We start from the raw sequence: 13,502 nt of genomic DNA on the forward strand, positions 1-13,502 counted from the left end.
CGGGACGGAGCCCTGAGCACGGGTGGGTTCAGAGCCGGGCGTAGGCGTCCAGGAGCTGGTCGCGGGCGGTGACGAGGTAGCGGGCGAGCTCGTCGGCGGCCTTCTCGATCGCGCCGTCGGCCAGCAGCTCGGCGATCTCGCCGTTGCGGGTCAGGTAGGGCTCGTGGAACTCCCGCACCCCGGGCATGCGCTGGAAGACCAGCCGCATCTCGGCCAGCAGGCGCCCCATCTCCCGGTCCAGCCGGGGACTCCCGGCCAAGGCGACGACGGCCCGGTGGAAGTGCTGGTTCGCGGCGGCGACCCCGACCCAGTCCCCGGTGGCGGCCGCGCTCCGGCCGGTGTCGACGGCGCGGGCCACCGCGGCCAGCGCGGCCGGGTCGGCCACCCGCTCGCCGTAGCGGACCGCACCCGGTTCGATGACCAGCCGGGCCGAGTAGACGTCCCGGACGTCGACCCGTTCGGGCCGGGCGACGAACACCCCGCGGTTCGGGATCCGGACGAGCACCCGCTCCGCGACGAGCTGGGAGAGCGCCTCGCGGACGGTGTTCCGGGAGACCTGCAGGGCCTCGCCCAGTGCCTGCTCGGGAAGGCGGGCACCGACCCGCAGCCGCGCCTCGGCGACCTCGGCCCGGATCCGGTCCGCGACGCGCTCGGAGGCGGGAACCACGACCGTGCTCGTCGCGGCCAGGGAGGCCAGCGCGTCCTGCACGGAGGGGTTCGACTCGGTCACGACACACGATCCTAACGAAGAATGTCCCTGTGTGGGATTGCAGGATCGTAGAACAATCCTTCACACTCGCTCGATCCGCACGACTCGGATGCACCGAGAGGACGCAGCGATGGGCGAGGACACGAACCAGGGCGGCGCCACCCGGGCAGCCACGACACGGGCCGGGACCCGCAGCGCCCTGCTGGGCGCGATGTTCCTCATGGCCACCAGCGCCATCGGACCCGGCTTCATCACCCAGACCACGACCTTCACCGCGCAGCTCGGTGCCGCGTTCGCCTTCGCGATCCTGGTGTCGATCCTGGTGGACATCGCGATCCAGATGAACGTCTGGCGGGTCGTCGGGGTCTCCGGGATGCGCGCCCAGCAGCTCGCCAACAAGGTCGCCCCCGGCGCCGGCTGGCTGCTCACCGCGCTGGTCGTGGTCGGCGGCCTGGTGTTCAACATCGGCAACGTCGCGGGCGCCGGACTCGGCCTGAACGCGATGCTCGGCCTCGACCCCATGATCGGCGGCGCGCTCTCGGCCCTGCTCGCGATCGCGATCTTCACGATCAAGCGGGCCGGGATGGCGCTGGACCGCATCGTCGTCGTGCTGGGTGTCCTGATGATCGCGCTGACCACCTACGTGGCACTGGTGTCCGGCCCTCCGGTCGGCGACGCGCTGCGCAACGCCGTGCTCCCCGACGAGATCAGCTGGCTGGCGATCACCACCCTGATCGGCGGCACCGTCGGCGGCTACATCACCTACGCCGGCGCGCACCGGATGCTCGACTCCGGGCTGTCCGGCCCCGAGAACGCCGGCGCGGTCGCGCGCAGTTCGGTGCAGGGCATCCTGGTCACCGGCGTGATGCGGATCGTGCTGTTCCTGGCCGTGCTCGGCGTCGTCGCCGGCGGGGTGAGCCTGGCCGACAGCGAGAACCCGGCCGCGACCGCGTTCGAGGCGGCCGCCGGCGAGGTCGGGCTGCGGCTGTTCGGCGTGATCCTCTGGGCCGCGGCGATCACCTCGGTGATCGGCGCCGCCTACACCTCGGTGTCCTTCCTGACCTCGAAGGACACCCCGGCGCGCACCACCAACCTGCTGACGATCGGGTTCATCGCGGTCAGCACCGTGGTCTTCCTGGTCGCGGGCACCACGCCGGTCACGCTGCTGATCTTCGCGGGGGCGTTCAACGGGCTGATCCTCCCGATCGGCTTCACGATCCTGCTCTGGGTCGCGTGGCGCCGGCGCGACCTGCTGCGCGGCTACCGGTACCCGCGCTGGCTGCTCGGCATCGGCGTGCTCGGGTGGCTCGTGACGCTGTTCGTCGGGTACCAGTTCGTCGCGGAGAACATCGGCAAGCTCTTCGCCTGATCGGAGCGGATCACAGCCATGGCACGGATCGACCTGAACGCCGACCTCGGCGAGTCCTTCGGACAGTGGACCCTCGGCGACGACGACGCGATGCTCGGGCTGGTCAGCTCGGCCAACGTCGCGTGCGGGTTCCACGCCGGGGACCCCTCGACGCTGCGGGCGACGACCGCGCGGGCCGCCGACGCGGGTGTCGTCGTCGGCGCGCAGGTGTCCTATCCGGACCTACGCGGGTTCGGCCGGCGGTTCGTCGACATCGAGCCGTCGGCGCTGACCGACGACGTGCTCTACCAGATCGGCGCGCTCGAGGCGCTGTGCCGGGTGGCCGGGAGCCGGGTCCGCTACGTCAAGCCGCACGGCGCGCTCTACAACGCCACCCGCACGCACGCCGGGCAGGCCGCCGCCGTCGTGGAGGCCGTGCGGGCCTACGACCCGGCGCTGCCGGTGCTCGGGCTGCCCGGCTCGGAGCTGCTGGTCGCGGCGGAGAAGGCGGGACTGCGCGCGGTGCCGGAGTTCTTCGTCGACCGCGGGTACACCCCGGAAGGTGGGCTGGTGCCGCGCCGGGAGCCCGGCGCCCTGCTCGACGACGCCGGCGCGGCGGCGCAGCGGCTGGTCCGGATGCTGACCGACGGCGTCGTCCGGGCCGTCGACGGCACCGACGTGGCCGTGCGGGCCGAGTCGGCCTGCGTGCACGGGGACTCGCCGGGCGCCGTCGCGATGGCCGAGGCGGTCCGGGCCGGGCTGGCCGGGGCCGGCGTCGAGATCGCGCCGTTCGCATGAGCACGAGTACCGCGGCCCTCGCGCCGGCGGACGCCCGGGCCCGGTTCCGGGACGGCCTGTCCACCCCCACCTCCGGGTGGTGCGCCGGCTGGACGCAGGCCAACCTGATCGCCGTCCCCCGCGAGTATGCCTGGGACGTGCTGCTGTTCGCCCAGCGCAACCCGGCCCCCTGCCCGGTGCTCGACGTCCTCTCCGACGGTGCGGTGTCCGGCCCGCTCCTGGCGGGGGACGTCCGGACGGACCTGCCCGGCTACCGGGTGTACCGCGACGGCGAACTGGCCGAGCGGCCGTCGGACGTCACCGGGTACTGGCGCGACGACCTGGTCTCCTTCCTGATCGGCTGCAGCTTCACCTTCGAGGACGCCCTGCTGGCCGCCGGAGTCCCGGTGCGGCACATCGAGAAGGGGACCAACGTTCCGATGTACCGGACGACGAGGCCGTGCCGGGACGCCGGACGGATGTCCGGACCGCTGGTGGTGTCGATGCGCCCGGTGCCGGCCGAGCTCGTCGACACCGCGGTGTCCGTCACCGCGCGCTACCCGGCCGTGCACGGCGCCCCCGTCCACCTGGGCGATCCCGGCCTGCTGGGGATCACCGACCTGGACCGGCCCGACTACGGCGACCCGGTACCCGTCGCCGACGGCGAGGTGCCGGTGTTCTGGGCGTGCGGGGTGACCCCGCAGGCCGCGGTGCTCGCGTCGCGGCTCCCGTTCGCGATCACCCACGAGCCCGGGATGATGCTGATCACCGACTCGCGGGACACCGACCACCGGATCTGAGACATGATCGGGGCATGACGAACGACCCGCACGCCTGGCTCGAGGACGTCACCGGCGAACAGGCCCTGCAGTGGGTCTCCGGGCACAACGCCCGCACCGAGGAGCGGCTGGCCGGCTCCCCGGCCTTCGCCGGCCTGGAGTCCGGGATCCGCGAGGTGCTCGACGCGCGCGCGCGGATCCCGTACGTCACCAAGCGCGGGGAGCACTACTACAACTTCTGGCAGGACGAGCGGAACCCGCGAGGGCTGTGGCGCCGGACCACCCCGGAGAGCTACCGCAGCGCCGAACCCGAGTGGGAGGTCCTGCTCGACGTCGACGCGCTCAACGAGGCCGAGGGCGAGAACTGGGTCTGGCACGGCGCCCGGTTCCTGCGCCCGAGCCTGGACCGGGCGCTGATCGACCTGTCCCGCGGCGGCGCCGACGCCGACGTCACCCGCGAGTTCGACATGGAGCGGCTCGACTGGGTGCCGGACGGCTTCTTCCGGCCGGAGGCCAAGGGGGGGCTGAGCTGGATCGACCGGGACACCGTCTGGGTCAGCACCGACCTCGGCGAGGGCACCATGACCAGCTCCGGCTACCCGCGCACGGTGTGCCGCTGGAGGCGCGGCACCCCGCTGGCCGAGGCCGAGCTCGTCTTCTCCGCCGAGCCGGACGACATGGTCGTCCATGCGTACCGGGACCAGACGCCGGGGTTCGAGCGGGACTTCGTCAGCCGCGCCTTCGCCTTCTACTCGAACGAGACCTACCTGGTCGACGGCGACGAGCTACGGCGGATCGACGTGCCGGACTCGGCGACGACCGACGTCGAGCGCGAGTGGCTGCTGCTCGAGCTCCGGGAGGACTGGGACACCTTCACCGCGGGCTCGCTGCTCGCCGCCCGGTTCGACGACGTCCTGGCCGGCACGCCGAGCTGGGAGGTGCTGTTCGCGCCGACCCCGTCGTCCTCACTGGCCGGCTGGACCTGGACCCGGCACCACCTGGTGCTCAACGTGCTGACCGACGTCGTCAACACCCTCACCGTGCTCACCCCCGGCGCGGACGGCTGGGCTCGCCGGCCCTTCACCGGCGCGCCCGAGTTCGGCAGCATCGGGGTGTCCGCGGTGGACGCCGACGAGAACGACGACGTCTGGCTCACCGTCACCGACTACCTGACCCCGGCCACGCTCGCGATCGCCACGATCGGCGAGCAGCCCGAGACGCTCAGGAGCGCGCCGTCGTTCTTCGACGCCGACCGGCACGTGATCGAGCAGCACTTCGTGACCAGCGACGACGGCACCCGCGTCCCGTACTTCCTGGTCCGGCGCAAGGACCTGGAGTTCGACGGGACCGCGCCGACCCTGCTCTACGGCTACGGCGGCTTCGAGATCGCCCTGACGCCCGGCTACTCCGGCGGGATGGGCCGGTCCTGGCTGGACCGCGGCGGGGTGTACGCCGTGGCCAACATCCGCGGCGGCGGCGAGTACGGCCCACGCTGGCACCGCGCCGCGCTCCGGGAGAACCGGCCCCGGGCCTACGAGGACATGGCCGCCGTGGCGCGCGACCTCGTCGACCGGAGGATCACGACGTCGTCCCGCCTGGCGGTTCAGGGCGGCAGCAACGGCGGGCTGCTGACCGGCAACATGCTGGTCCGGTACCCGGAGCTGTTCGGCGCGGTCGTCATCCAGGTCCCGCTGCTGGACATGAAGCGCTACAGCCACCTGCTCGCCGGCGCGTCCTGGATGGCCGAGTACGGCGACCCGGACACCGAGGACTGGGAGTTCATCCGGACCTTCTCGCCGTACCACCTGATCGACGCCGACGCGCAGTACCCGCCGGTCATCCTGCTGACCTCGACCCGCGACGACCGGGTGCACCCCGGGCACGCCCGCAAGATGGCCGCGGCGCTCATCGAGGCCGGGCACGACGTCACCTACTACGAGAACATCGAGGGCGGGCACGGCGGCGCCGCGGACAACAAGCAGGCCGCGCACATGGCGGCGCTGGCCTACGCGTTCCTGTGGGAGCGGCTGGAGGCTGCGTCGTGAACGAGACCGGGAACGAGGTGGTGATCCGGGTCCGCGGCGAGCACGAGCGCGAGGTGCCGGCCGAGCGCGGCACCGCGCAGCTGGTGGTGCACGCCCAGGGGCCCGAGCCGGGGCCGGTGCGGTCCCAGGTCCAGGCCGACTCCGCCTCCGTCCTCGCCGACGTGCGCGCCTGGCACGACCCGGAGGCCGGGCCGGTCCGGCGCATCGTCGTCGACCAGGTCCGCACCTCGGTCCAGCAGCCCTCGCACCGGGGCCGTCCGCGCCCGCCGATCCACCACGCGTCGGTGTCGGTGTCGGTCGAGTTCGACGACGTCGCCCGGCTCGGGAGCTGGCTGTCGGCCCTGAACGGCGTCGGGAGTGTGGGAGTCCGCGGGATCGGCTGGGACCTCGCCGACGACCACCGGCGCGGGCTGGAGCGCGAGGCCCGTCAGGAGGCGGTCCGGCAGGCCCGGGAACGCGCCCAGGACTACGCCGACGCGCTCGACCTCGGCACGGTCCGGCCCCGGTCGATCGCCGACGTCGGCCTGCTCGAGGGCCGGCCGGCGCCGTTCGCCGTCGCGCGGTCGCTCGCCGCCCCGGCGGCCGGCGGCGCATCCGAGTCCGACGACGGGCTGGGCGCGCTGCTCGAACCGGACGACGTCACGATCCGGGCGACCGTGGAGGCCGAGTTCGTCGTGTAGGCGGCTGCGCCACCTGTGAGTGGTTTTCGTGGCCCTGACCACGAAAACCACTCACGGGTGCGCAGCGCCCAGGTCCGCGTGCGCGGTCCGCAGCTCCCGCTTGAGGATCTTGCCGCTCGGGTTCTTGGGCAGGGACTCGGCGAACACGACGTACTTGGGGCGCTTATAGCCGGCGAGGCGCGCCTTCGCGTGCGCACGCACCTGCTCCTCGGTGAGCGTCACGCCGTCGCGCGGGACGACGACCGCGGTGACCGCCTCGATCCAGTGTGGATGGCTGACGCCGAAGACGGCGACCTCGGCGACGCCGTCGAGCAGGTAGAGGGCCTCCTCCACCTCACGGGAGGCGACGTTCTCCCCACCCGTCTTGATCATGTCCTTCTTGCGGTCGACGACGCTGAGGTAGCCGTCCGCGGTCATGACACCGAGGTCGCCGGAGTGGAACCAGCCGCCCGAGAAGCTCTCGGCGGTCTTCTCCTCGTCCCGGTAGTAGCCGAGCGTGATGTGCGGGCCGCGGTGCACGATCTCGCCGATCTCGCCGGGCGGGACCTCGACACCCGAGTCGTCCACCACCCGGGTCTCCATGTTCAGCGACGCCCGGCCCGCGGATCCGGCGTGGCTGAGCTGCTCGTGCGGGGGCAGCAGGGTGGCCAGCGGGGCGGTCTCGGTCTGCCCGTAGAGGTTCCAGAGGGCCACGTCGGGCAGCCGCCGGGACAGTTCCTGCAGCACCTCGACCGGCATCGCGGCGGCGCCGTAGTAGCCCTTGCGCAGGCTGGACAGGTCGGCGGTGTCGAAGTCCGGGTGGCGCAGCAGCGAGATCCACACGGTCGGCGGGCAGAACAGCTTCGTGACCTTCTCCCGGGCGATCGTCGCGAGCACGGTCGCCGGGTCCGGAGCGGGGAGCACGATGCTGGTCGCGCCGAGGTAGACGTCGGTGCAGAAGAAGACGTCCAGCTGGGCGCAGTGGTACATCGGCAGCGAGTGCAGCTCGACGTCGTCGGGCGCCATCCCGCCGTCGATCGTGCAGGAGACGTACTGGGTGATCAGCGAGCGGCTCGACAGCATGACGCCCTTGGGCCGGGACTCGGTCCCGGACGTGTACATGAGCCGCAGGGGATCGTCGTCGGTGACGTGCACGTCCGGCTCGCCGGGATCGGTGTCCCCCGCGATCCAGGTCTCGACGTCCTCCCACTCGCCGGTCGCGCCGGCACCCGACGGCCCGATCCAGCCACGGACCCGGGCCGGCGCGGCGGACTGCGCGAGGGCCTTCTCCGCGGTCGGCGCCAGGACGTCCTCGGCGACCAGCGCGGTGGCCCCGGAGTGGTCGAGGATGTAGGCGACCTCCTCGGGGCCGAGCATGAAGTTGATCGGCACGAGCACCACGCCGAGCCGGGCGGTCGCGAACACCAGCACCGCGAAGTGCCGGCAGTTGTGCGACAGCAGCGCGAGCCGGTCACCCTTCGCCAGCCCCCGGTCGGCCAGCGCGGCGGCGCAGCGGTTCACCGCGGCGTCGAACTCGGCGAAGCTCCAGCGGTGCTCGCCGTCGACCAGGGCGAGCTTGTCCGGGTACCGGATCGCGGTGCGGTGCAGCAGGTCGCCGAGGGAGTGCCGGCGAGCCCGGTCGATCGCCGCGGTCGTCTGCGTACTGAACTGCTCGCTCATGGTCACCCATCCTGACCGAAGGTGAGACCTGAGTCACGCGGGAAGCGGACGGAAACACCCGGGCCTGACATCCCGGGCCGCGCCGCATATGTTCCCTCCACCCGTTTCCCCTTCACCCCCACCGGAGTGAGTGATGGCTGCCCCTACCGGCACACCGCTGTCCCGCGCGATGCGCCCGGTGAACACCGTCGTCGAGCGCTACATCCCGTCGGCGCTGGTGTTCGCGATCGTCCTGACGTTCGTGGTCGGGCTGATGGCGCTCGTGTTCACCGACGCCGGCCCGGTCGACGTCGTCGCCAGCTGGGGCGAGGGGCTGTCCGGGCTGCTGGCCTTCATCACGCAGATGGCGCTGATCCTGCTGCTCGGGCACATGCTGGCGCACACCCGGCCGGTCCGGCGGCTGCTGCGGGTCCTCGGCGGAGTCCCGAACACCCCGGCGCAGGCCTACCTGTTCGTCTTCGCGATCGCGGCCGTGGCCTCGCTGATCACCTGGGGCCTCGGGCTGATCGTCGGTGGCCTGATGGCCCGGGAGGTCGCCGCGCAGGGCCGGGAGAAGGGCCTCGCCCTGCACTTCCCGATGCTGGTCGCGGCCGGCTTCTCCGGGTTCGTCGTGTGGCACATGGGCTACTCGGGCTCGGGGCCGCTGCTCGCGGCGACCGAGGACTCGTTCGTCGCCGAGCAGCTCGGCGCGCCGATCCCGGTGAGCGAGACGACGTTCTCGGTCTGGAACCTCATCGCGATCGTGGTGACCGTGTTCGTCGTCGCGGGTGCGCTCTACCTGGTCGCGCCGCGGGCGGGCGACCCGGTGCACGAGCTCACCACGGATGCGCGGACCGCGGACGTCGAGACCGGCGAGGAGGTGCGCACCCCCGCCGACCGGGTCGACGGGAGCCGCGCCCTGACCACGCTGCTCGGCGTGCTGCTGCTGGCCTACCTCGTCCACCACTACGCGACCGGCGGCGGGCTGACCCTCGACATCGTCAACTGGACCTTCCTCTGCCTGGTCCTGCTCCTCGTGTCGAACCCGTTCGAGCTCACCGCGCTGACCCGCGGGGCCGCCGCCAACGTCGGCGAGATCCTGCTCCAGTTCCCGCTCTACGCCGGCATCCTCGGGATCATGACCGTGACCGGCCTGATCGAGGTCATCTCGGCCTGGTTCGTCGCCATCTCGACGCCGCTCACCTTCGGTCTGCTCGCGTTCCTGTCGGCAGGTCTGGTCAACATCGCGGTGCCCAGCGGTGGCGGGCAGTTCGCCGTGCAGGGTCCGGTGATGCTCGACGCGGCCCAGCAGCTCGGTGTCGACCCGGCGATCGCGCTGATGGCCGTGTCCTACGGCGACCAGTGGACGAACATGATCCAGCCGTTCTTCGCGCTGCCGTTGCTCGCCATCGCCGGTCTGAAGATCCGCGACATCCTCGGGTACACGACGGTCACACTGATCGCCTCGGGATTCGTGTTCGGCGGGACGTTGCTGCTGGTCTCCGCGTTCTAGGGTGACCTACAAGGCGCCCGCCGCGGCGGTGGCGACGGCCTGGTCCTGCTCACCGGTGCCGCCGCTGACCCCGACGGCGCCGACCACCTCGCCGTCGTCGGTGAGCGGGATCCCGCCGGCGAAGGCCATCACGCGCCCGTGGTTGGACTCCTGGATGCCGTAGAACTGCTGCCCGGGCTGGGCGTTCTCGGCCAGGTCACCGGTGGGGACGTCGAAGGCGCGCGCGGTGAACGCCTTGTTGATCGCGATGTCGACACTGCCCAGCCAGGCGCCGTCCTGGCGGATGTGCGCGACGAGGTTGCCGCCGGCGTCGACGACGGCGATGTTCATCGGCTGTCCCTGACGGCCCGCCTCGGCCTCTCCCGCGGCGATGACGCGGCGGGCGTCGTCGAGACCGATGCTGTGGATCGTGGGCATGGCACTCCTCCCGGCGAGCGGGTCGTGGCCCCGGTGGGTGCCCGGGTGCAGCGGCGCGCACACCTCTGCCGGACGGGGTTCACCCGGGTACCGCAGCCGGGTCCTCCTCGGCGGCCCGTACCGGGGTGTGGATCGCGGTCGGTTCGTCCCGTCCGCGCAGCGTGACCCGGTCCCCGGCCCGCCAGGACGCGGCCTCGTCCCCCGCCGCCGCCACCGCCCGCGCGGCGGCGACGACCCCGCCCGGCACGGTCTTGGCCAGCTCGGTGAGCCGGGCGGCCTCGTTCACCGGGTCGCCGATCACCGTGTACTCGTAGCGGCTGGGGTCGCCGACGTTCCCCGCGACGGCGTCGCCCGCGGACACGCCGATCCCGGCGGCGATCTCCGGCATCTCCGCGGCCAGCCGCTCGCCGAGCGACCGGGCCGCGGACAGTGCCGCGCCGGGGGCGTCGTCGAGGGCCAGCGGTGCGCCGAAGACCGCCAGCGCGGCGTCGCCCTCGAACTTGTTGATCCACCCACCGGCCTGCTCGACGCACTCGATGACGACGCCGAAGAACCGGTTGAGCTGCGCGACGACCTCCTCGGGAGGGCGGTGCGCGACCATCGCGGTCGAGCCGGTGAGGTCGACGAACAGCACCGCGACCGGCCGGACCTCGCCGCCGAGCCGGATCCCGCCGGTGCGGGCGGCCGCCGCCTCGGCGACGTCGCGGCCCACGTGCCGGCCGAACAGGTCCCGGATCCGGTCCCGCTCACGCAGCCCCTCGACCATGCCGTTCACCCCGGCCTGGAGCTGGCCGAGCTCGGTGTTGTCGTAGACGGGCACGTGCACGTCGAGGTCGCCGTCCTGCACCCGGGCCAGGGCGCGGCGCACCGTCAGCACCGGGTCGGCGATCGCCCGGGCCGCGCCGACGGTGGTCAGCAGTCCGGCGAAGATCGCGGTGCCGCCGAGCGCGAGCATGGTGACGGCGAGCTGCACCCTCGACGAGTCCTCGAAGACCAGCGCGGTCAGCCCGGCCACCATCAGCCCCGTCACCGGGACGGCGGTGCCGAGCGCCCAGAACCCGACCGAACGCACCATCACCCCGGTCACCAGCCGCCGCTGCCGCGGCGCGGCACCCGACATCACCCGGGTCGCGGCGCGCCGCAGGATCCGCTCGACGAGCAGGTAGGACAGCGCGCAGGTGGAGATGCCGCCGATCGTGATCGAGACCGTCGTCGAGAACGCCAGCCGGCCGGAGTACTGCAGGTTCAGCAGGCAGAACAGGATCGCGGCGCCCAGCCACATCACCCCGATGCCGCGCACGATCCGGCCCGGGGCGCCCAGCACGACGTCCCGCTCGGACCGCCCGTGGCGCACGGTGAGCCGCCGGCTCCCGAACCACATCCCGATCGGCAACACGAGCAGCAGGTAGCCCAGCAGCCAGAGCAGGTTGACGACGCGCAGCGCGACCGGGTCCGCGAACTCCTCCTTCGGGAGCACGAAGGCGACGATCACGAAGGAGATGGCGGCGCCACCGACGTTCGCCGCGCCGACCACCAGCGCGAGCAGCAGCCGCTCGGGCAGGCCGACGACCGGTCTCCCGGTCCGGTCGCGCCGTCGATCACGCACGCCCGGATCCTAGGCCGGACGGGTGATGAGCGGTCCGCCTCCCGACCACTTCCGGCACGACCGGTCCGCTCGTGAGGCGTCTCGGGCCGGCCGGGGACCTGCTCAGGTCCGCAGGGCGGTCAGACGCCCGGCCGCCTCGGCGAGCACCTCGTCCCGCTTGCAGAACGCGAACCTGACCAGCGGGCGGGTCGCCGCGGCGCCCGCCTCGGAGGCGCAGAACACCGACACCGGTACGGCCGCCACCCCGCACAGCTGCGGGAGCTTCCACGCCAGATCGACGCCGTCGTCGTAGCCCAGCGGGCGCGGGTCGGCCACGACGAAGTAGGTGCCGCGCGGGGTGAGCACGTCGAACCCCGCGGCGCGCAGGCCGTCGGACAGCAGGTCGCGCCTGCGGGCCAGGTCGGTGGAGATCGAGGAGTAGAAGTCGTCGCCGAGGGCCAGCGCCTTCGCCACCGCCGGCTGCAGCGGGGCGCCGCCGTGGAAGGTGAGGAACTGCTTCACCGCGCGCGCCGCCCCGACCAGCTCCGGCGGTCCGTGCACCCAGCCGACCTTCCAGCCGGTCACCGAGAACGTCTTGCCCGCCGACGAGATCGTCAGCGTACGGTCCGCCAGGCCGGGCAGCGTCGCCATCGGGACGTGCCGGGCGTCGTCGAACACCATGTGCTCGTAGACCTCGTCGGTGACGACGACGGCGTCGTGCGCGACGGCGAGCTCCCCGATCCTCGTCAGCTGGTCAGCGGTGAACACCGCGCCGGTCGGGTTGTGCGGGGTGTTGACCAGCACCACCCGGGTGCGGTCGGAGAAGGCGGCGGCGAGCTCGTCGTCGTCGAACCCGAAGTCGGGCGCCCGCAACGGCACCGGCCGCAGGGTCGCGCCGGACAGCGCGACCGAGGCGGCGTAGGAGTCGTAGGTCGGCTCGAAGGTGACGACCTCGTCGCCGGGGCCGCAGAGTCCGAGCAGGGTCGCGGCGATCGCCTCGGTCGCACCGGTGGTGATCAGGACGTCGTCCGGGTCGACCCGCAGGCCGTGGAAGCGCAGCTGGTGCTCGGCGACGGCGCGGCGCAGCTCGGGCACGCCGGGTCCGGGCGGGTACTGGTTGCGGCCGTGCTCGGTGATGTTGGCGGCGGCGTCGGCGAGCAGCGAGGCGGGCCCGTCGGTGTCCGGGAAGCCCTGCCCGAGGTTGATCGCGCCGGTCTCGACGGCGAGCCGGGAGATCTCGGTGAAGATCGTCGAGGTGAACGGGCGCATGCGCTCGACCAGCATGACCCGACCCTAGTCCCGCACGACCCGGCCGGGCGCTCGCAGAGCGGTCGCCGCCCGCGGTCGCCGCGCAGACGCGTGCGGATCCGGTGCACGCGCGCACGACCGGTGACCGCGCGCGTCACGGCACGCGCGTTCTCGGGATCGGCGCGCGTCCCCGCTGTGGGTGCGGGCCCGCGGCGGAGCGGCCGGGCGGACGGGGGCGCCGGGCCCGGGGGCTGCGGCGCCCCGGGCCCCGCGACGGTCGGTCGGTCGGACCGGCACGTCCACCCTCACAGTCAGCGGAGGGTGGCGCGCCGGCGCAACAGCGGGATCAGCACGGCCACCGCGAGGTGCACGACGTAGAGCGCGGTCATGGTCGCCGGCGTGGCGTCGATGAAGAAGATCGGGACCATCGACAGGGCCAGCACGGCGACGGCGATCACGACCCAGATCCGGAACCCGTGCCGGGTGAGGCGTTCGAGCGCCGCGAGCAGCCCCCAGCCCAGCAGGGCGAGGACCAGCGTGACCAGGGCGGTCGTCCCGGCTCCGATGACCACCGGCTGCACCGGATCGTCGATCAGGTAGTCGGCGCCGGCGAACCGCCCGATCTGCCGGACGAGCAGCGTGACGAGCACGGTGGCGGCGACGCCGGCCGCGCGGCCGGCCGGGACCGGGAGGCCGGCGAGCAGGACGGTCGGTGCGGTGCGGGTGGTGTCGTGTGTGGTCATGCCACGAGCCTGCGACCTGA

The 13,502-nt window shown here is 72.9% G+C and carries 12 protein-coding genes; 6 read left to right on the top strand and 6 right to left on the bottom strand.

The features are described 5' to 3' along the window. Positions 1–28: 28 nt before the first annotated feature. Positions 29–730 carry a GntR family transcriptional regulator gene (locus tag WIS52_RS16290; RefSeq protein ID WP_349299102.1) on the bottom strand — a complete coding sequence of 234 codons (702 nt, stop codon included), beginning with the start codon at positions 728–730 and terminating at the stop codon, positions 29–31. Positions 731–839: 109 nt separating this feature from the next. Between WIS52_RS16290 and WIS52_RS16295 the strand changes: the two genes are divergently transcribed. From WIS52_RS16295 to WIS52_RS16315, 5 genes are read left to right on the top strand one after another with little or no spacing between them, the layout of a single operon-like run. Further along, positions 840–2,078, top strand: a complete 1,239-nt coding sequence (locus WIS52_RS16295; protein WP_349299103.1) for an NRAMP family divalent metal transporter — start codon at positions 840–842, stop codon at positions 2,076–2,078. Positions 2,079–2,096: 18 nt separating this feature from the next. After that, entirely contained in the window at positions 2,097–2,855 is a 759-nt protein-coding gene (locus WIS52_RS16300) for a LamB/YcsF family protein (protein WP_349299104.1), read from the top strand. Beyond that, positions 2,852–3,634, top strand: a complete 783-nt coding sequence (locus tag WIS52_RS16305; protein WP_349299105.1) for a putative hydro-lyase — start codon at positions 2,852–2,854, stop codon at positions 3,632–3,634. Before WIS52_RS16300 ends, WIS52_RS16305 begins: the two co-directional genes overlap by 4 nt. Positions 3,635–3,648: 14 nt before the next feature. After that, complete coding sequence (locus WIS52_RS16310; protein WP_349299106.1) at positions 3,649–5,658, top strand: prolyl oligopeptidase family serine peptidase; 2,010 nt, start codon at positions 3,649–3,651, stop codon at positions 5,656–5,658. Continuing rightward, positions 5,655–6,338, top strand: a complete 684-nt coding sequence (locus WIS52_RS16315) for an SIMPL domain-containing protein (protein ID WP_349299107.1) — start codon at positions 5,655–5,657, stop codon at positions 6,336–6,338. Before WIS52_RS16310 ends, WIS52_RS16315 begins: the two co-directional genes overlap by 4 nt. A 51-nt stretch (positions 6,339–6,389) precedes the next feature. Here the strand turns inward: WIS52_RS16315 and WIS52_RS16320 are convergent, their stop codons facing one another. Next, complete coding sequence (locus WIS52_RS16320) at positions 6,390–7,997, bottom strand: acyl-CoA synthetase (protein WP_349299108.1); 1,608 nt, start codon at positions 7,995–7,997, stop codon at positions 6,390–6,392. A 133-nt stretch (positions 7,998–8,130) separates the two neighbouring features. Between WIS52_RS16320 and WIS52_RS16325 the strand changes: the two genes are divergently transcribed. Next, complete coding sequence (locus WIS52_RS16325; RefSeq protein WP_349299109.1) at positions 8,131–9,489, top strand: short-chain fatty acid transporter; 1,359 nt, start codon at positions 8,131–8,133, stop codon at positions 9,487–9,489. Positions 9,490–9,495: 6 nt separating this feature from the next. Here the strand turns inward: WIS52_RS16325 and WIS52_RS16330 are convergent, their stop codons facing one another. The 4 genes from WIS52_RS16330 to WIS52_RS16345 form a co-directional block, all read right to left on the bottom strand. Next, positions 9,496–9,906, bottom strand: coding sequence for a GlcG/HbpS family heme-binding protein (locus WIS52_RS16330; RefSeq protein ID WP_349299110.1), 411 nt, complete (start codon positions 9,904–9,906; stop codon positions 9,496–9,498). A gap of 79 nt (positions 9,907–9,985) precedes the next feature. Then, positions 9,986–11,512 (bottom strand): adenylate/guanylate cyclase domain-containing protein, encoded by a 1,527-nt coding sequence (locus WIS52_RS16335; RefSeq protein WP_349299111.1) that lies wholly within the window; start codon positions 11,510–11,512, stop codon positions 9,986–9,988. A 102-nt stretch (positions 11,513–11,614) separates the two neighbouring features. Continuing rightward, positions 11,615–12,775, bottom strand: a complete 1,161-nt coding sequence (locus tag WIS52_RS16340; protein ID WP_349299112.1) for a pyridoxal phosphate-dependent aminotransferase — start codon at positions 12,773–12,775, stop codon at positions 11,615–11,617. A 275-nt stretch (positions 12,776–13,050) separates the two neighbouring features. Continuing rightward, the gene (locus WIS52_RS16345; protein ID WP_349299113.1) at positions 13,051–13,482 is read right to left on the bottom strand and encodes a DUF6069 family protein; all 432 of its coding nucleotides are present in this window, start codon (positions 13,480–13,482) and stop codon (positions 13,051–13,053) included. Between the last annotated feature and the right edge of the window lie 20 nt (positions 13,483–13,502).

Origin of the sequence: Pseudonocardia nematodicida (assembly GCF_040105385.1) — a bacterium.
GTDB classification, from domain to species: Bacteria; Actinomycetota; Actinomycetes; order Mycobacteriales; family Pseudonocardiaceae; genus Pseudonocardia; species Pseudonocardia nematodicida.